Below are 18,721 nucleotides of genomic sequence, written 5' to 3'. Positions count from 1 at the left end.
GCCCGCCGTCGGGACGGGGCCCTTTCCCGCATCCCGACCAGGCGTGAGAGTCGCAACTGCCGCCGTGGCGGTTGATCTGACTTCGCGGGGACACGTGCGAGACTAGATAACCATGAGCGACCCACGGATCACCTCGTCGATCTTCACCCGCGGCGCGGTCGACCTCAGCGCGTTGCGCGGCACCCCGGAACCCTCCCGTCCCACCGCCCCGAGCCAGGCCGGCCCGCCGGCCGGCGTGCCCGGCGGCCCCCCGGCGGGTGGCGGCGTGGCCGTCCTCGACGTGACCGAGGCGACCTTCCAGTCCGAGGTGTTGGAACGGTCGCTGACCACCCCGGTGATCGTGGACTTCTGGGCCGAGTGGTGCGAGCCCTGCAAGCAGCTCTCGCCGGTGCTGGAGCGGCTGGCCGCCGAGGGCGAGGGCGCCTGGGTGCTCGCCAAGGTCGACGTCGACGCCAACCCGCGGCTCGCCCAGATGTTCCGGGTCCAGGGCATCCCGATGGTCTACGCGGTGGTCGGCGGGCAGCCGATCGACGCCTTCTCCGGCGTGGTGCCGGAGGCCCAGCTCCGCCAGTGGATCCAGGCCATCCTCAAGGCCGGTGGCGTCACCGTCGCCGAGCCGGAGGACCCGCGGCTCACCGAGGCCGACGACGCCCTGATGTCCGGCGACCTGGAGGCCGCCGAGGCGGCGTACCGGAAGATCCTGGCCGAGAGCCCGGCGGACGCCGCGGCCGAGGCCGGCCTGGCCCAGGTCGGGGTCGCCCGGCGGGTGGCCGGCGCCGACCCGCGCGCCGCGCTCGCCGCCGCCGAGCAGGCCCCCGACGACATCGAGGCCCAGCTCCTGGCCGCCGACATCGAGGTGCTCAGCGGCCTGGCCGAGCAGGCGTACGCCCGGCTCGTCGGCCTCGTCCGCCGGTCCGCCGGCGACGACCGCGAGAAGGTACGCCAGCACCTCGTGTCGCTGTTCACCATCGCCGGCCCGGACGACCCCGCCGTGGCGGCCGCCCGACGTGCCCTGGCCAGCGCCCTGTTCTGAGTTCACCGCACGCCAGCGCGGGCCGGCGTACCGGCCGGCCCGCCCGACCATCGAGGACGGGAGCCCATGATGCGCCGGATCGCCGTCCTCGACGCGCCGACGAACCTCGGCCTACGCCCACCCACGTCCACCGCCGTCCCCGGCTGCGCCAAGGCGCCCGGCGCGCTGCGCGACCACGGCCTGCTCGCCCGGTTGCGGGCCCGCGACGCCGGCTGCCTCACCCCGCCCCGGTACGACCCCGGTGACTGGCGACCCGGCGACGGGGTCTGCCACGCCCCGGAGATCTCCGGCTACTCGGTGGCGCTGGCCGACCGGATCGGCGCGATCATCGACCGCGGCGAGTTCCCGCTGGTGCTCGGCGGCGACTGCTCGGTCCTGCTCGGCTCGGCGCTGGCCATGCACCGGCTCGGCGAGGCGGTCGGTGGGCGGATCGGGCTGGTCTTCGTCGACGGCCACTCCGACTTCCGGCACCCCGGCAACGCCTCCTACGTGGGCGCGGCGGCGGGGGAGGACCTGGCCCTGGTCACCGGCCGGGGGCAGGCCGACCTGGCCGCCATCGAGGGGCGGCGCCCCTACTTCCGGGACATCGACGTGGTGGTGCTCGGCATCCGGGCCCAGGACGAGTACCGGCTCGACCTCCAGGCCGCCGGGATCACCACCCGCCCGGTGCCGGCGCTGCGCGCCGAGGGTGCGGCCCGCACCGCCCAGTGGGCGCATGAGCAGTTGGCCGACTGCGCCGGCTACTGGGTGCACATCGACGTGGACGTGCTCGACCCGGCGGTGATGCCCGCCGTCGACGCGCCGGACCCGGGCGGGATCGCGTTCGCCGAGCTGGAGATCCTGCTCGCCGGCCTGGTGGACACCCCGCACTGCCTCGGCGTCGAGCTGACCGTCTTCGACCCCGACTACGACCCCGACGGGTCGTACGCCGCCGAGATCGTCAACACCGTGGTGGCCGGGCTCGCGCCGGTCGCGGCGCCCGGCGCCACACCGCCCCGGCTGCTGCCGCCCGGCCCGGTCGCCCCGGCGCCCCGGCCCGGCAACGGCCGGCCACCGGTGCGGGATGTGCTGCCCGGCCCGGCGGCCGTCCCCGCGCCCGCGGTGGCCGTGGAACCGATCGGCCCGGCCCCGACCCGGGCCGGGGACGACCCCGCCGACACCAACGGCGACGGCCCGGCCGAGCCCTCTCCCGGCCCGTCCGGTCCGGGACTGCTGCGCCGGGAGCCGGACGCGGACGGCCCAGAGCCGGTCGGGCCGCTGGCGTCGGCCGGGCCGGGGCGGCTGCGCCGGGCGCCGGATCCGGACGGCCCCGAGCCGGTCGCGCCGCTGGCCTCGGCCGGACCCGGGCGGCTGCGCCGGGTGGCCGAGGCGGAGGAGGCGGACGGGACGGAGCCGTCTCCGACCCGCCCGGGTGTCGACATCGCCTGAGCGGCGCCGGCCCCCGGTCAGCGGGCGGCGAGGCCGCGGAGGAAGCGTTCGGCGATCGGGACCGCGCTCGTGGTGCTCGACCCGCCCTGCTCGACGAAGACCGCGAACGCGACGTCACCCTGCCAGCCGACGAACCAGGCGTGGGTGTGCGCCGGGTTGTTGTCGTACTCGGCGGTGCCGGTCTTGCCGTACACCGGCTCGCCGGGGACGTCCGCCAGGCTGCTGGCCGTGCCGCTCGTGACCACCGCGCGCATCATCGTCTTGAGCGCCGTCACCGACTCCGGCTTGAGCGCCGCGCCGGCCGGGGCGGGCTTCGCCGGGGCCGGGTCGAGCAGCAGCCTGGGCTGCTCCCAGTGGCCGCGGGCCACGGCGGCGGTGGCGCCGGCCATGGCGAGCGGGCTGACGACGGTGGTGCCCTGGCCGATCGCGGCGGCGGCCTGCTCGGTGGCCGAGCCGTTGGCGGAGACCTTGCCGGTGAAGACGTCGGTGCCGAGGTCCCAGGGCGCCTCCAGGCCGAGCGTGCGGCCCGCCTGCGCCAGCCCGTCCGGACCGAGCTTCGGGGCCAGGAAGGTGAAGGCGGTGTTGCAGGACTTGGCGAAGTCGGTGGTGAACGGGACGTCGCCCAGCTCGAAGTTGTCGGAGTTCTTGAAGGACCGCCCCTCGACATCGAACGTCTTCGGGCAGCGCACGGTCGCCTCCGGGGTCACCGCGCCCCGGTCCAGCAGGCCCAGGGCGCTGACCATCTTGAAGGTCGAGCCGGGCGGCACCTGGGCGGTGAAGGCGAGGTTCTCGCCGGCCGCACCGGGACCGTTGGCGGCGGCCAGCACCGCGCCGTCGCTGATCCGGACGGCCACCACCGCCGAACGCCGGGCCTGCCCGCGCAGCGCCGCGTCGGCGGCGTTCTGGGTGGCCGCGTCGAGAGTGGTCTTCAGCGGCTGGCCGGCCTTCGGCTCGCTGCGGTAGACCTCGACCCCGCTGGGTGCGGTGGTGCCGTCCGGCGCCGGGCGCTCGGTGAAGACGGTGACCCCCGGTGTGCCGCGCAGCCGCTCGTCGTAGCGGCCCTGGAGGCCGCCGTGGCCGACCAGGTCGCCCCGGACGTACCTGTCGGGGTGAGCCTTGAGGTCGTCGGCCTGGGCCGGGTCGACCGAGCCGAGCAGGGCCCGGGCGAACTCCCGCGTCGGGGCCAGGAAGAGCTTGTCGGACTGGAACCGGGTGCCGGGCAGGTCGTAGATGCGGGGCTTGATCTGCCGGTAGGCCTCGTCGCGCAGGGTCACCACCTCGACGAGTGCCTCACGGTCCGCCTCGCTCAGGCGTTTCGGCAGGTCGGAGAGGTCGACCGGTGGGGTGAGCGCGGGCCGGATCGCCTTGAACGCGGCGTCGAGCTGCCGGACCAGGGCCTTGGCGTCCTTGACCTCGCCGGGGTTCACCTGCACCCGGACCACCGGGCGCGGCGCCACGACCGGGGCTCCGGCGCCGTCCAGCACGCCCGCCCGGGGCGCGCCCTCCCGGCGCAACGCGAACCGGTCGCCGGCCTCCAGCTTCTCGTGCACGACGGCCGGCTCCCAGATGACCTGCCACTGGTCGTCGGCGCCGTGCCGCAGGCGTACCGGATTCTCGTAGGTCCAGGTGGCGCCGCCCGGCAGCGGCCAGGTGAGCCGGACCCGCGCGGTGGCGATGTCGGCCTCGACCTTCACCTCGCCGGTGCGCTCCAGCTTCGGCGGGCTGCCGGCCAGCTCGCCGGCGAGCGACCGCAGCTCCTTGGTCACCTCGGCCGCCGGGACCTTGGCGCCGGTCGGGTCGATGAAGCCGACCGCCTGAAGGTCGCCCGAGCGCCAGCCCTTCAGGAAGCCGTCGACGCTCCGCTCCGGGCCGTCCTCACCCGAGCACCCGGTCAAGGCGCCCGCCGCCAGCACGGTGGCGGCCAGCGCCACGAGGGCCCGACGGGAAGGGGAGAGGCGGCGGTGGACGGGGTACGACAGGAGCATGAAGCGGTCCCTCCGGTGTGAAACTGCCCTGCACGCTAGTACGACGCGCGCCGCCCCACCGCCCCGGCACGGCCTTTGCGCAGGCAAAGAGTGCCGTGTGGCAGTGTGATGAACAACGCCAGTCCGGGTAATCCGCGACCGGCCGACCACGTACCCGCAACGGGTGAAAGGACAGAGTCCCGATCCGGACGTCCGGCCAGTGGTCCGCCGACGAAGGGGCACAGCGGCAGGCCTAGGCTGGGCGGCAGAGTGACCCACAACGCGGTGGGTCGAGGGGAGTGGCACCGATGGACCGGCGTCCGGCGATCAAACCGGGACCCGACCTCCGGCAGGCTGACACCAGCCGGGACGATGACAGCTTCGATTCGGCGACCGACGGGGACGGTTTCAGCCGTCTCGACACAGGAGTGACCGGGATGACCGGTTCCAGCATCGACACCCTCTACGACCTGGGCCTGCCCGCGCAGGCTCTGGGCGACGAGTCCGAGGACGAGCTGGACGAGCCGGTGCCCAACGCGGAGCGCCTGGTCGCCCAGGCGGTCGCGCTGGCCGGTGACGACCACGACGCGGCCACCCTGGTGGGCCGCTTCTGGCGGTTCGCGCCGGACGAGGAGCTGATCGGCTTCACCGCCGAGGAGATGCTCGACGCGGCCCGGGCCCACCGGGACCTCGCCCAGCAGCGGGTACCGGGCGAGTTGAAGCTGCGCATCCACGAACCGGACGCCGAGCAGCACCACACCGTGATCGAGATCGTCACCGACGACATGCCGTTCCTGGTCGACTCGGTGACCGCGCTGCTGAACTCGCACCACCTCGACGTGCACCTGCTGGTGCACCCGCTGGTCGTGGTCCGGCGCGAGCCGCTGGGCCGGCTCACCGAGGTCTCCGCGGACGTGGAGCCGGACGACGCGATCGCCGGCGACCTCGTCGAGAGCTGGATGCGGATCGAGATCGACCCGGTCCGTGACGCGGCCGAGCGGGAGAAGTTGCGCCGGGAGCTGCAGCGGGTCCTCACCGACGTGCGGGAGGCCGTCGAGGACTGGCCCAAGATGCGCCAGCGCGCCCTGGCCCTGGCCGACGAGCTGGCCTCGGCGCGCACCTCGGACAACCGCCCGCCGGTGCCGGAGAAGGACATCACCGACTCGGTGGAGCTGCTGCGCTGGCTGGCGCACGACCACTTCACCTTCCTCGGCTACCGGGAGTACCGGCTGGTCGACACCGACGGCGCGAACGGCGGCCAGGCCCTGGAGGCCGTCCTCGGCACCGGGCTGGGGATCCTGCGGTCCGACTCGCCGGAGGCCCGGTCACTGAACTCGATGACGCCCGAGGCGCACGAGAAGGTGCTGGAGAAGCGCCTGCTGATCATCACCAAGGCCAACTCGCGGGCCACCGTGCACCGCTCCGCCTACCTCGACTACATCGGCTTCAAGATCTTCAACGAGGCCGGCGAGGTGGTCGGGGAGCGGCGCTTCCTGGGCCTGTTCTCCACGGCGGCGTACCGGACCAGCGTGCAGGAGCTGCCGGTGGTCCGGCGCAAGGTCGCCGAGGTGCTGGACCGCTCGGGCCTGAGCCTGCGCAGCCACTCCGGCAAGGACCTGCTCCAGATCCTGGAGACCTACCCCCGCGACGAGCTGTTCCAGATCAAGACCGACGACCTCTACCACGCGGTGATCGGTGTGCTCCGCATGGCCGGCCGCCGGCAGTTGCGGGTGTTCCTGCGCCGGGACGCGTACGGGCGCTTCATCTCCTGCCTGATCTACCTGCCGCGGGACCGGTTCACCACCCAGAACCGGCTGCGCATGCAGGACATCCTGCTGCGCGAGCTGAACGGCGTCGGGGTCGACTACACCACCCGGGTGACCGAGTCGATGCTGGCCCGGGTGCACTTCATCGTCCGGACCGACCCGAGCAGCCCGCCGGGTGAGATCGACGCCGACTTGCTGGCCGAGGAGCTGGCCGACGCGACCCGGCTGTGGGACGACGACTACCGGCTGGTGCTGGAGCGCAAGCTCGGCGACGAGCAGGCCAAGCACCTGTTCGCCCGGTACGCCGACGCCTTCCCCGAGGGCTACAAGGACGGGCACACGCCGTACGAGGCCATGAAGGACCTGGCCAAGCTCGAGCTGCTGGAGGAGCCAGGCCAGCTGGAGATGCACCTGTTCCGCAAGCAGCTCGCCCCGCGCACCAACGGCGCCGGCCGGCCCGTCCAGGTCGACGAGTCCATGGACGTCCGGTTCAAGGTCTACCGGTACGGCGAGCCGATGATGCTCTCCGCCGTGCTGCCGGTGCTGCACTCGCTCGGCGTCAAGGTGGTCGACGAGCACCCGTACGAGGTGGAGCGCGTCGACGGCCGGATCTGGCTCTACGACTTCGGGCTGCAACTGCCCGAGGCGCACCAGGAGCTGGCCGAGGTCCGCCCGCACGTGGAGAACGCCTTCGCCGCGGCCTGGCGGGGCGAGGCCGAGGTGGACGGCTTCAACGAGCTGGTGCTGCGGGCCGGGCTCACCTGGCGGCAGGTCGTGGTGCTCCGGGCGTACGCGAAGTACCTGCGGCAGGCCGGCACCGTGTTCTCGCAGGAGTACATGGAGCAGACCTTCATCGCGTACCCGAAGATCGCCTCGCTGCTGGTGGAGCTCTTCGAGACCCGGTTCGCCCCGGGTGCGTCCACCCTGGACGAGCGCCGGGAGCGCAGCGGCGAGCTGGTCGCGGCGATCGGCGAGGCGCTGGACGACGTGGCCAGCCTCGACCAGGACCGGATCCTGCGCTCCTACCTGACGTTGATCCAGGCCACCCTGCGCACCAGCTTCTACCAGAAGCCGGTCGGGGGGCGGCCCAAGTCGGGCGTGGCGTTCAAGCTGGACCCGCAGGCGATTCCGGAGCTGCCGGCGCCGCGGCCCAAGTTCGAAATCTTCGTCTACTCGCCCCGGTTCGAGGGCGTGCACCTGCGGTTCGGGCCGGTGGCCCGGGGCGGGCTGCGCTGGTCCGACCGGCGCGAGGACTTCCGCACCGAGGTGCTCGGCCTGGTCAAGGCGCAGATGGTGAAGAACGCCGTGATCGTGCCGGTGGGCGCCAAGGGTGGCTTCGTGCTGAAGCAGAAGCCGGGCGACCGGGACGAGGCGGTGGCCTGCTACAAGGAGTTCGTCGGCGCCCTGCTGGACGTCACCGACAACATCTCCAGCGGGCAGATCGTCCCGCCGCAGGACGTGGTCCGGCACGACGCCGACGACCCGTACCTGGTGGTGGCGGCGGACAAGGGCACCGCGACGTTCTCCGACATCGCCAACGAGATCTCCGCCGCGCACAACTTCTGGCTGGGCGACGCGTTCGCCTCCGGCGGTTCGGCCGGCTACGACCACAAGAAGATGGGCATCACGGCCCGGGGCGCCTGGGAGTCGGTGAAGCGGCACTTCCGGGAGCTGGGCCACGACACCCAGACCCAGGACTTCACGGTGGTCGGCGTCGGCGACATGTCCGGCGACGTGTTCGGCAACGGGATGCTGCTGTCGAAGCACATCCGGCTGGTGGCCGCCTTCGACCACCGGCACATCTTCCTGGACCCGGACCCGGACGCCGCCACCTCGTGGGACGAGCGGAAGCGGCTGTTCGACCTGCCCCGGTCGTCCTGGGAGGACTACAACGCCGAGCTGATCTCGGCCGGCGGCGGGATCTACCCGCGTACCGCCAAGTCGCTGCCCGTCTCGCCGCAGGTCCGCGCGGTGCTCGGCCTCGACGACGACGTCACCCAGATCAGCCCCCAGGAGCTGATGAAGGCCATCCTCACGGCGCCCGTGGACCTGTTCTGGAACGGCGGCATCGGCACCTACGTGAAGGCGTCGACGCAGACCAACGCCGAGGTCGGCGACAAGTCCAACGACGCCATCCGGGTGGACGGCAAGGGCCTGCGCTGCCGGGTGGTCGGCGAGGGCGGCAACCTGGGCTTCACCCAGCACGGCCGGATCGAGTACGCGGCGGCCGGCGGCCGGATCTACACCGACTTCATCGACAACGCGGCCGGGGTGGACTGTTCCGACCACGAGGTGAACATCAAGATCCTGCTCAACACGGCGGTCGCCGACGGCGCGCTCGACGTGCCGGAACGCGACGAGCTGCTGGCCCAGATGACCGACGAGGTCGCCGAGCTGGTGCTGCGGGACAACTACGACCAGGCCCGGGCGCTGAACAACGCCCAGGCCCAGGCCGCCTCGCTGCTCCCGGTGCACCGCCGGATGATCAACGAGCTGGAGCGGGCCGGTCAGCTGGACCGCGCGCTGGAGGCGTTGCCGCCGGACGAGGAACTGGCGGTGCGCGGCGAGACGGGGCTGACCGCGCCGGAGTTCGCGGTGCTGCTGGCGTACGTGAAGATCGTGCTGGAGCGGGAGATCGTCGCCGAGGGGCTGGCGGACGAGGAGTGGACGACCGACGTCCTGGTCAACTACTTCCCGACCCCGCTGCGGGAGCGGTTCGCCGACCGGATGGGCCAGCACCGGCTGCGCCGGGACATCGTCACCACGGTCCTGGTCAACGAGGCCATCAACCGGGGCGGCATCACGTTCCTCTTCCGGGTGGTGGAGGAGACGGCCGCCTCGGCGGCGGACGTGCTGCGGGCGTACGTGGTGGTCCGCGAGGTGTTCGGGCTGCGCGAGCTGTGGGACGCGGTCGAGGCGCTGGACAACAAGGTCTCGCCCGACCTGCAGACCAGCGTCTACCTGGACACCCGCCGGCTGCTCGACCGCGCGGTGCGCTGGCTGGTCACCAACCGGCGCTCGCCGATCGACGTGCCGGGGGAGATCGCCCGCCTGCGCGACGGGGTGGCCCGGCTCCTGCCGGGGCTGGAGAACCTCTTCTTCGGCACCGAGCGGGAGGCGATCGCCGCCCACATCGACTCGCTGACCGGCCGGGGGCTGCCCCGCGACCTGGCCGAGCAGGCGACCCGGCTGATGTACAGCTTCGGCCTGCTCGACGTGGTGGAGACCGCGCAGTCGACCGGCCGGGACGTGAGCGAGGTGGCCTCGGTCTACTTCGTCCTCTCCGACCGGTTCCGGGTCGACGCCCTGCTGTCGAAGATCTCCCTGCTGCCGCGGGAGGACCGCTGGCAGACCCTGGCCCGGATGGCGCTGCGCTACGACCTGTACGCCGCGCTGGCCGCGCTCACCGCGGAGGTCCTCGGCTCCACTCCGGACAGCCTCCCGCCCGTCGAGCGGGTGCAGGAGTGGGAGCAGGCGAACGCCACCTCGATCCACCGGGCGCACCGGGCGATGGGGGAGTTCGACGAGTCCCGCGCCGACCTGTCCGCCCTGTCAGTGCTGCTGCGGCAGATCCGTACCCTGGTGCGGACCTCGGCGGCGGCCTGACGCGACACGCACGCCGAGCGCGGCCCGGTGGTCGGGTGACCGACCACCGGGCCGCGCCCGTTCGCGGCGCCCACCCGGCCTGGCGGGTCGGGTGACCGACCACCGGGCCGCGCCCGTTCGCGGCGCCCACCCGGCCTCGCGGGTCGGGTGAGCGACCACCGGGCCGCGCCCGCCTCATGACAGGCTGGCGAAGGCGATGACGTTGTCGACGTAGCTGCGGCTGCTCTCGTCGAACGCCCCACCGCAGGTGACCACCCGCAGGCCGGGCTTGTCGGACGGGCCATAGACCAGTTCGGTGGGGAAGGCCGCCTTCGGGTACGACTTCACCTCGGTCACTGTGAACGTGGCGGCCGAGCCGTCCTCCCGGGCGATCGAGATGGTGTCGCCTTTCTGGAGCGCGCCGAGGTTGAAGAAGACGGCCGGCCCGAGCTTGGCCGAGTCGACGTGGCCGACGATCACCGAGTTGCCGGCCTCGCCGGGGCTCGGCCCGGGGGAGTACCAGCCCGCCTTCATGGCCTGCTCCAGCGGGGGCACCTGGACCGTGCCGTCCGGGTTCAGGCCGAGGGTCATGATCTCGGCCTGCACGCCGATCCGGGGGATCGAGATGGACGTCGGGGTCGAGCGGGGCAGTCCGGCGGGGGTGAGGTCCGGGTGCGGCGTCACCGCGGAGTCGTCGTCGACGGACGCCTGGTCGGCGGTTTCCGTGCCGATGCCACCGGTGGGGCCCGGGATGGTGGTCGGCGACGGGGACGGGTCGGCGGGCCCGGCCTGGGCGAGCGGCTGGGGCGGGCGGGCTGGCGGCTCGGTCCGCACCGATGCCCCGATCATGCCGGCGCCCACCATGCCGAGGAGGACGACGACAGCGGCGCCGGCGGCGCGCCACGGTTTCCCGTGACGGCCGCCGGCCCGTGTCGCCGTCCGGTCAGACGAGGTCATCGCCCCGGCGCCGGCGCAGCAGGATCATGCCGCCCAGGGCGGCGGCGCCGATGACGCCCACCCCGCTGGCGGCCATGTTGCGGTCCATGCTGGTGGTGGTCATGCCACCGTCACCGCCGTCGACGTGGCCACGCGGCATGCAGTCCTTGCGGTCCTCGTCCTTGCGGTCGTGGTCCTTCTTGCTGTCGTCCTTGCCGTCCCAGCTCTGGTTGTCCCAGTCCTTGCGGTCCTCGTCCTTGCGGTCGTGGCCCTTCTGGTCCTCGTCGTGCCGGTCCCGGTCCTTGGCGTCGTGCTCCTTGTTGTCCCGGTCGTTGCGCTCGTCGTCCTTGCGGTTTTCGTCCTTGCGGTTTTCGTCCTTGCGGTTCTCGTCCTTGCCGTTCTCGTCCTTGCGGTTCTCGTCCTTGCGGTCCTTCTCGTCGCCGGGCTGGTCGGCGACCAGGCCGCCGCCCTGGCCGTCAGCTCCAGACTGCCAGGACTCGCTGCCCTGCCAGTCCTTGTGCTCCTCGCCCTTGCCGACGTCGTGCTTGCCGTCCTGGTCCTTGCCGCTCTGGTAGTCCTTGCCGTCGTCGTGCTTGCCGTCCTGGTAGTCCTTGCCGTCGTCGTGCTTGCCGTTCTCGTAGTCCTTGCCGTCGTCGTGCTTGCCGTTCTCGTAGTCCTTGCCGTCGTCGTGCTTGCCGTCGTCGTGCTTGCTGTCCTGGTCCTTGCGGTCGTGGTCCTTGCGGTCCTGGTCCTTACGGTCGTGGTCCTTGCGGTCCTCGTCCTTACGGTCGTGGTCCTTGCGGTCCTCGTAGCTGCGGTCCCAGTCCTTGCGGTCCCAGTTCTTGTGGTCCCAGTCCTCGTGCTCCCCAGAGCAGGTACCGGGAAGGCTGATCTGCGGCTTGGCGACGGCGTTCGCGCTTGCCGCGTTCGCCGCCCCGGGCGAGAACAGCAGCAGGGACGCGCCGCCGAGAGCGGCACCCGCAACGAGCTTCCCGAGCATCTTCTTAGCCATGACCTGCGTCACTCCATCCCTTTTTGTCCTGAGCCCGCCTTCAGTCGAGCTACGACCGACGTTAGACCGGTTCATGACTTATCCGGGGAAAGATTCGTGTTTAGGAGTTTATCGGCGGTGGGAGCGATACGGGTGCTACGCCGCTTTTAGTGGGTTCCCGTGCGACAGGGACGGGGCTGTACCTGCTCGGTTGCTCCCGCGTCGACTGCGTCCGGCCGTACCGTGGCATGGCGGCTCTGCCGGTCTGCCCGGCTTCCGGCTTCGCCGCCGCTTTCGGCGCCGCCTGGGTGTTCGATCCCGGTCGTCCGGGACGAAGCGCATCGAGCCATTGCCATGGAAGCGCTCCCATGCAAGAATCGCTGCACGCGGTTCGGGGAGCCACACCGCGAGTTCAGATGCCGAGGGCAGCCGGGTCACCGGCCGGCGTCCGACTCCTCGACCGGTCCCATGGGCCGGTCGCCACCACCACCATCACGCCCGTCCGGGTCGGGCGCCCCCGAATACACCCGTGGCGCCGAGATCCGCCCCCGGCGGACGTCCGAGCGCCCTTCCACCGGGCCGTACGCGGATCCGGTCTCGCCCAAGGAGATCAGTGGTATGAATCTGTGGAGAAGGCTGTCCGGCCGCAGCCGGGCGCTCGCGCTGACCGGCGCCGGCGTCCTGGCCGCCGGTGGACTGGTGACCCTCCCGGTCACGGCGGCGCAGGCCGCGACCCAGTGCAGCGTGGACTACACCACCAGCGACTGGCCCGGTGGCTTCACCGCCACGGTGACCATCAGGAACCTCGGTGACCCGCTCAGTTCCTGGAACCTCGGCTTCACCTTCCCGAACAGCAGCCAGCGGGTGCAGCAGGGCTGGTCGGCGCGGTGGTCGCAGAGCGGCCAGAACGTCACCGCGCAGAACGAGTCCTACAACGGCTCGCTGGGCACCGGCGCCAGCACCAGCATCGGGTTCAACGGCGCGTGGAGCGGCAGCAACCCGAAGCCGGCCCAGTTCACCTTGAACGGGACGGTCTGCAACGGCGGCACCACGACCCCGACGCCGACCAGCCCGACCCCGAGGCCGACGAGCCCCACCCCCACCCCCACCCCGACCAGCCCGAGCCCGTCGCCGACCACGCCGGGCCAGAAGGTCGACAACCCGTACGCCGGGGCGAAGGGGTACGTGAACCCGGAGTGGAAGGCCAAGGCCGAGTCGGTGAGCGGCGGCAGCCGGGTGTCCAACAACCCGACCGCCGTCTGGCTGGACCGGATCGCCGCCATCGAGGGCACCGACGGCAGCAGCTCCAACGGCTCGATGGGGGTGCGGGACCACCTGGACGCCGCGCTGGCCCAGGGCGCCGGCTACATCCAGTTCGTCATCTACAACCTGCCCGGCCGGGACTGCTCCGCGCTCGCCTCCAACGGTGAGCTGGGCCCGGACGAGCTGCCCCGCTACAAGGCCGAGTACATCGACCCGATCGCCGCGATCCAGAGCGACCCGAAGTACAAGAACCTGCGGATCGTCAACATCATCGAGATCGACTCGCTGCCCAACATCGTGACCAACACCTCGGGCAACGCCGGCGGGACCGTCATGTGCGACACGGTCAAGGCCAACGGCGCCTACGTGAACGGCGTCGGCTACGCGCTGGCCAAGCTGGGCGCGATCGGCAACGTCTACAACTACATCGACGCGGCGCACCACGGCTGGATCGGCTGGGACAGCAACTTCGGCCCGGTGGCCGACATCCTGAAGACCGCGGCCACCGCCTCCGGCAGCACGGTGAACAACGTCACCGGCTTCATCGTCAACACCGCGAACTACTCCGCGCTGAAGGAGCCGTACATCAAGATCACCGACACGGTGAACGGCACCAGCGTCCGGCAGTCCAAGTGGATCGACTGGAACCAGTACGTGGACGAGCTCTCCTTCGCCCAGGCGTTCCGCAACAAGCTGGTCTCGGTCGGCTTCAACAGCAACATCGGCATGCTGATCGACACGTCCCGCAACGGCTGGGGCGGCCCGAACCGGCCCACCGGGCCGGGCGCGACCACCAGCGTCGACACCTACGTCAACGGTGGCCGCATCGACCGCCGGCTCCACGCCGGCAACTGGTGCAACCAGGCCGGTGCGGGCCTCGGCGAGCGGCCGAAGGCGGCGCCGGAGTCGGGCATCGACGCGTACGTCTGGGTGAAGCCCCCGGGTGAGTCGGACGGCTCCAGCACGGCGATCCCGAACGACGAGGGCAAGGGCTTCGACCGGATGTGCGACCCGACGTACACCGGCAACGCCCGCAACGGCAACAACCTGACCGGCGCCCTGCCCAACTCGCCGATCTCCGGCGCCTGGTTCCCGGCCCAGTTCCAGGAGCTCATGGCGAACGCCTACCCGCCGCTCTCCTGAGCCGGCGGCCGGCCCACCCGCGGCGGCGGGAGTGAGGCACCGCCGCGCGGGTTCCCCGGGCCCCTGGTCGACCCCACGTCGACCAGGGGCCCCCGGGCGTCACGGGACCGTTCTCTCGATCGCCGCCCGGCCCAGCTCGGCCAGGTCCCGCCGGGCCTGCTCCAGGTTCTCCGGGGTGGGGTCCTGGCCGCGGGCCATCACCAGGTCCTCGGGATCCCACGGCTGCTCGGCGCCCGTCCGGATGTTGTCGCCACCCGCACCGGTGCCGGTGCCGGTCGCCCCGGTCCCGGCCGCGTACGGGTCGCCGAGGATGTCCGGCGAACCGGTGTCGGGCACCGCGCCGTCCGGCTCGGTGAAGACGGGATTGTCCGGGTCGGTGCCACCGGTGCGCAGCTGCGGCACCGTGCTGTCGTCGTCCACCGCGGCGGCCACCTCGGGGGTCTCCTCCAGCGGCCGCTCGCCACCGCGGTCACGATCCGTCATGCTGCTGCCCTCCTGTCCCGTTCCGTGATCCCCACGGCGTACCCCGTGCGGGCCCGGCCATGCCGGCGGCCCGGGGGCGGGCGTCCCGGGGCCGTGGTCAGTGTTGGTCGGCGCCGGATGGCTCCGGCGGCTCGGTGGGGCGCAGCCGCTGCCAGAGCAGCATCAGCAGCCCGAAGACGAGCATCACGAGGCCGGCCCAGAGGTTGATCCGGACGCCCTGCGCCTTGTCGATCTCGGCGGACGAGTCGAAAAGGCCCATCAGGCCCACGATCAGCCCGTACGCGACGAACAGTCCGCCGATCACCCGGCGGATGTCGAACAGCCGCGCCGCCGCGGACCGTGCCTCCCGCGAGTCCTCGGTCTCGTCGACCAGCGGGTCGTGGGCCTCGCCGTGCTGGTACCGGTCGGCGTTGTCTGCCATGGCGTGCGTCCCTTCCTCAGAAGACCGGGATGTAGAAGAGGGCGGCGAGGACCACGGCGATCACGCCGAGCAGCACCGGCGAGCGGTACCAGGCGGCGTCGCCGGCCAGCGAGTCGTCCTTCAGCGTGGCGTCACTCAGGCCGTAGACCAGGCCGGTCAGCTCGTCGTTCCGCTTCGGCCGGGTCAGCGGGGTGAGGATCGCGGCCACGACGGCGACCGTCACGAAGGCGAGACCGGCGCCCCAGAAGCTCTCCTCCAGGTCGGAGTTGAAGTGCAGGACGTCGGCCAGGTGCAGCAGGTAGGTCCCGATCGCCACCACGGTGCCGGCCAGCAGCGACCAGAAGCCGGCGAGCGGGCTCATCCGCTTCCAGAACATGCCGATGATGAAGGTGCCGAAGAGCGGGGCGTTGAACACCGAGAACAGGGCCTGGATGTAGTTCATGATGTTGCTGAACCCGGCCGCGATGAACGCCGTGCCGATGCCGACCACCACCGCCACCACGGTGGCGATCCGGCCCACCTTCACGTAGTACTCGTCCGGACGGTCGCGCCTGAAGTACGCCTGCCAGATGTCGTACGTGAACACGGTGTTGAACCCGCTGACGTTGGCGGCCATGCCGGCCATGAAGGAGGCCACCAGGCCGGTGACCGCGATGCCGAGCACCCCGTTGGGCAGCAGGTCACGCATGAGCAGCGGGATCGCGTTGTTGTAGACCAGGTCGCCCTCCTCGGCGCCGAGTCCCTTCACGGTGACCAGGGCGATCAGGCCGGGGATCACGGTGACCAGCGGGATGAACAGCTTCGGGTACGCGCCGATGATCGGGGTCCGGCGGGCGGCGCTCATGTTCCGGGCGGACAGGGCGCGCTGCACCTCGGCGAAGTTGGTGGTCCAGTAGCCGAACGAGAGCACGAAGCCGAGGCCGAAGACGATGCCCAGCCAGTGCGCGCCGAGCGGGTTGTCCGTGCTGCCGGTGCCCTGCCAGGCGTGCAGCCCCGCCTCGCCGAGCTTGGAGTCGCGCACCGCGTCCATGAGGCCGCTCACGCCGCCGACCTTCACGAGGCCGAGCACGGTGATCGGCACCAGGCCGGCGACGATCACGAAGAACTGGAGGACCTCGTTGTAGATCGCGCCGGACAGGCCGCCGATGGTGATGTAGGCCAGCACGATCAGCGCGCCGATCACGATCGCCACCCAGAGCGGCCAGCCGAGCAGCGCCTGCATGATCAGCGCGAGCGCGTAGAGGTTCACCCCGGCGATGAGCACCTGGGCGACCGCGAAGCTGATCGCGTTCAGCAGGTGCGTCGGCCGGTTGAAGCGCAGCCGCAGGTATTCGGGGACGCTGCGGACCCTCGAGCCGTAGTAGAAGGGCATCATCACGATGCCCAGGAAGACCATCGCCGGCACTGCGCCGATCCAGTAGTAGTGGACGGTCATGGCGCCGTACTGGGCGCCGTTGGCCGCCATGCCGATGATCTCCAGGGCGCCCAGGTTCGCCGAGACGAACGCGAGGCCGGTGACCCAGGCGGGCAGCGACCGCCCGGAGAGGAAGAAGTCGACACTGGTGCGGATGGCCCGCCGCGCGGCGAAGCCGACGCCGAGGACGGTGATGAAGTAGAGCGCCAGGATCAGATAGTCCAGGGCGTTCATGTCCAACCGGAGACCGACACCCATCCCGCTGCTCCCTCCGTGGCGACGCTGCGCCCGCAGGTACCCACTTTGCGAAATTTCATGCTTGAAGGGCGGTCTTCACACACGGCGGAGCCCCGGCCGTCCACCGGCGCGGGGCTCCGTGCGGGATGTCGTCAGCGGCCGAGGACCCGGTCCAGGAAGTCCCGGTAGCCGCGCACGGCCACCCTGAGCTGCTCCGTGTCGGTCGAGCCGGACTCCTGCCAGCTGCCCAGCTTGGTCTTCTGCTCGCGCAGCGCGGCGGACAGCGCCTCGATGGCCTCCTCGACCAGCGACTGCGCCTCGCCGACCGCGGCCCGCGGGTCGTCCACGAAGCGGAGTTGGACGTCCCGCCAGCGGTCCCGGAAGTCCTGGGCGGTCTCCGCGGCGAAGAGGGTGGCCGCGTCGGCCGGCACGGCGCCCGGTGTGGGCCGGGCCGCGCCGGCCAGCGCGGCGCCCGCCGCGGCGGTGCTGGTGTCCGGGTCGACCATGGCCGGCTCGGCGCTGCCGTACCCGGCCCCGGCGGCGGCCTCCGCGTCGTCACGCGCCGTGCCGGAGTGGGCGGCCTCCCAGCGGTCCGGGTCGTGCAGCCGGTCGCCCGCCGTCGGGTCGGCCCGCTCGTCGTCGAACGCGTCGGTCCGGCCCGGAGCGCCGTCGCCCGGCGCGGCGGTGTCCTCGCCGCGCGGGTCCCGCTCGTCCTCGGGCCGCCCGCTGGCCATCGCGGAGGCGGCCACCGCGTCGCCCACCGAGGTCGCCCCGGCGAAGGAGGTCGGCAGCGGCGCGGGGTCGTGGTACACCGGCCGGTCGTCGGCGTCGGCGGCCTCCGCGTCGCGGATCTCCCGGGCGTCGTACGCCCGGGTCTCGTCGAGTTCCGCCCCCTCGCGGTCGGCGCGCTCGCCGGCGACCGCCGGGTCGTCGAAGGTGCCCCGGTCGTCCAGTGCGTCCTCGGGCACCTCGGCCCGGGCGGCCCGCTCGGCGTCGGGCCCGTCCCCGGCGGTCCGGTCGTCCGGCGGCGGGACCGGCACCGGCGCGGACCGGACGGCCTCGGGGTGGTCCTGCGTGACCTGCTGCTCTTCCTGACGCATGGCGGCGGCCTCCTCAGCGGCTCGTGGCGTCGTGCTCGTGGTCGGGGTGGCGCTGCGCCGGCGGCTGGTGCCCGACCGGGTCCTCGCCGAGCAGGTCGGCGAAGAGGGCCCGGTAGTGCACGAGCGCCTGCCGGAGTTCCTCGGTGCCGGCCTCGCCGCGCTCGTTGCGCAGCCGGATGTCGTGGGCGTCGCGGTAGTGGGTCAGGGTGCGGGCGTGCTCGACGGAGAGGTGGGCGATCTGTTCCGAGAAGTCCCCGGTGGGGTATCCGCGCTCCGCGATCAGCCGGCTGACCAGTTCGTCGGCGTCGCCGACGGTTTCGGCGGGGGAGTCGACGAAACGCACCTGGAGTTCCTCCCAGGCGGAGGCGTACCGGGCGCGGGACTCCGCACTGAGCGGGGTCAGCTCCAGCTCGGCGTGGCGGCGTTCCCGCTCCCGCAGCTCCCGCTCGGCGGCGCCCCGGCTGTCCTGCTCCTCGACGGCCCGGTCGTACTCGGGGCCGAAGCGCTGCCGGAGCGCCCGGCGGCGGCTGGCGACCACGGCGACCGCGGCCAGCGCCGCGAGCACCAGAACGACGATGACTATGACGACTACCTGCGTGGGCGACATGGCTCCTCCTTCGCCCGCTGGTATTCCCTCCGGCCGGTGATCGCCAATCCCGATCGGCGGTACTTTCCTGCGCGGTCGCGCCCACGGTGCCTGCCCACGGCACGGCCGGGCACACATCGGGTTCGTGCCGCGAAAGAGTGGACTCGTTCCAGAAACTGCGCCCGGGCGGGTGGCCGGGGCCGCCCGGCGCCTCCGTACCGGGCGGGGCGCGGCGGTGACGGGGGCGGTGAGCCGGTCTTCCGTACGCCCCTTGAGGACGAACGTTCCGGCGGTGGTTCCCGTCCAACGGTGTCCACAGCGAACATTCCGGACCGTAGTGAGGGGCGAGACGGCCGGTAGTGCTTCCGGCT

Annotated in this window: 12 protein-coding genes; 4 read left to right on the top strand and 8 right to left on the bottom strand. The window is 72.2% G+C overall.

Annotated elements, in window-relative coordinates; all coding sequences use genetic code 11:
• The first annotated feature begins 112 nt into the window (after nucleotides 1–112).
• Both ABZ452_RS11165 and ABZ452_RS11160 read left to right on the top strand, forming a co-directional pair.
• Complete coding sequence (locus ABZ452_RS11165; protein ID WP_357941340.1) at nucleotides 113–1,033, top strand: tetratricopeptide repeat protein; 921 nt, start codon at nucleotides 113–115, stop codon at nucleotides 1,031–1,033.
• Between the two features lie 66 nt (nucleotides 1,034–1,099).
• Nucleotides 1,100–2,461, top strand: coding sequence for an arginase family protein (locus ABZ452_RS11160; protein ID WP_357941338.1), 1,362 nt, complete (start codon nucleotides 1,100–1,102; stop codon nucleotides 2,459–2,461).
• Nucleotides 2,462–2,478: 17 nt separating this feature from the next.
• On the opposite strand, the gene ABZ452_RS11155 is transcribed toward ABZ452_RS11160, so the two are convergent.
• Nucleotides 2,479–4,446, bottom strand: a complete 1,968-nt coding sequence (locus tag ABZ452_RS11155; protein WP_357941336.1) for a penicillin-binding transpeptidase domain-containing protein — start codon at nucleotides 4,444–4,446, stop codon at nucleotides 2,479–2,481.
• 287 nt (nucleotides 4,447–4,733) lie between these two features.
• Between ABZ452_RS11155 and ABZ452_RS11150 the strand changes: the two genes are divergently transcribed.
• Nucleotides 4,734–9,797, top strand: coding sequence for an NAD-glutamate dehydrogenase (locus ABZ452_RS11150; RefSeq protein ID WP_357941334.1), 5,064 nt, complete (start codon nucleotides 4,734–4,736; stop codon nucleotides 9,795–9,797).
• Nucleotides 9,798–9,971: 174 nt separating this feature from the next.
• On the opposite strand, the gene ABZ452_RS11145 is transcribed toward ABZ452_RS11150, so the two are convergent.
• Both ABZ452_RS11145 and ABZ452_RS11140 read right to left on the bottom strand, forming a co-directional pair.
• Nucleotides 9,972–10,733: a class F sortase gene (locus ABZ452_RS11145; protein WP_357941332.1), complete on the bottom strand. Its 762-nt coding sequence runs from the start codon at nucleotides 10,731–10,733 to the stop codon at nucleotides 9,972–9,974.
• Nucleotides 10,720–11,724 (bottom strand): hypothetical protein, encoded by a 1,005-nt coding sequence (locus tag ABZ452_RS11140; RefSeq protein ID WP_357941330.1) that lies wholly within the window; start codon nucleotides 11,722–11,724, stop codon nucleotides 10,720–10,722. The genes ABZ452_RS11145 and ABZ452_RS11140 overlap by 14 nt, the downstream gene beginning before the upstream one ends.
• 597 nt (nucleotides 11,725–12,321) lie before the next feature.
• On the opposite strand from ABZ452_RS11140, the gene ABZ452_RS11135 reads away from it, so the two are divergent.
• Nucleotides 12,322–14,109: a glycoside hydrolase family 6 protein gene (locus tag ABZ452_RS11135; protein WP_357941328.1), complete on the top strand. Its 1,788-nt coding sequence runs from the start codon at nucleotides 12,322–12,324 to the stop codon at nucleotides 14,107–14,109.
• Between the two features lie 99 nt (nucleotides 14,110–14,208).
• Here ABZ452_RS11135 and ABZ452_RS11130 read toward each other — a convergent pair whose 3' ends face one another.
• The 5 genes from ABZ452_RS11130 to ABZ452_RS11110 form a co-directional block, all read right to left on the bottom strand.
• Nucleotides 14,209–14,592: a hypothetical protein gene (locus tag ABZ452_RS11130; RefSeq protein ID WP_357941326.1), complete on the bottom strand. Its 384-nt coding sequence runs from the start codon at nucleotides 14,590–14,592 to the stop codon at nucleotides 14,209–14,211.
• A gap of 97 nt (nucleotides 14,593–14,689) precedes the next feature.
• Nucleotides 14,690–15,013, bottom strand: coding sequence for a hypothetical protein (locus tag ABZ452_RS11125; protein ID WP_357941324.1), 324 nt, complete (start codon nucleotides 15,011–15,013; stop codon nucleotides 14,690–14,692).
• Nucleotides 15,014–15,029: 16 nt separating this feature from the next.
• Nucleotides 15,030–16,685 (bottom strand): sodium:solute symporter family protein, encoded by a 1,656-nt coding sequence (locus ABZ452_RS11120; protein ID WP_357941322.1) that lies wholly within the window; start codon nucleotides 16,683–16,685, stop codon nucleotides 15,030–15,032.
• A 131-nt stretch (nucleotides 16,686–16,816) separates the two neighbouring features.
• Entirely contained in the window at nucleotides 16,817–17,764 is a 948-nt protein-coding gene (locus tag ABZ452_RS11115; RefSeq protein ID WP_357941320.1) for a hypothetical protein, read from the bottom strand.
• 13 nt (nucleotides 17,765–17,777) lie between these two features.
• Nucleotides 17,778–18,371 carry a hypothetical protein gene (locus ABZ452_RS11110; RefSeq protein ID WP_357941318.1) on the bottom strand — a complete coding sequence of 198 codons (594 nt, stop codon included), beginning with the start codon at nucleotides 18,369–18,371 and terminating at the stop codon, nucleotides 17,778–17,780.
• Nucleotides 18,372–18,721: the final 350 nt, after the last annotated feature.

It is taken from the genome of Micromonospora sp. NPDC005707 (assembly GCF_040631005.1).
Classification (GTDB): Bacteria; Actinomycetota; Actinomycetes; order Mycobacteriales; family Micromonosporaceae; genus Micromonospora.
The sequence above is the reverse complement of the archived record's forward strand: the minus strand, read 5'-3'. Positions and strand labels throughout refer to the sequence as shown.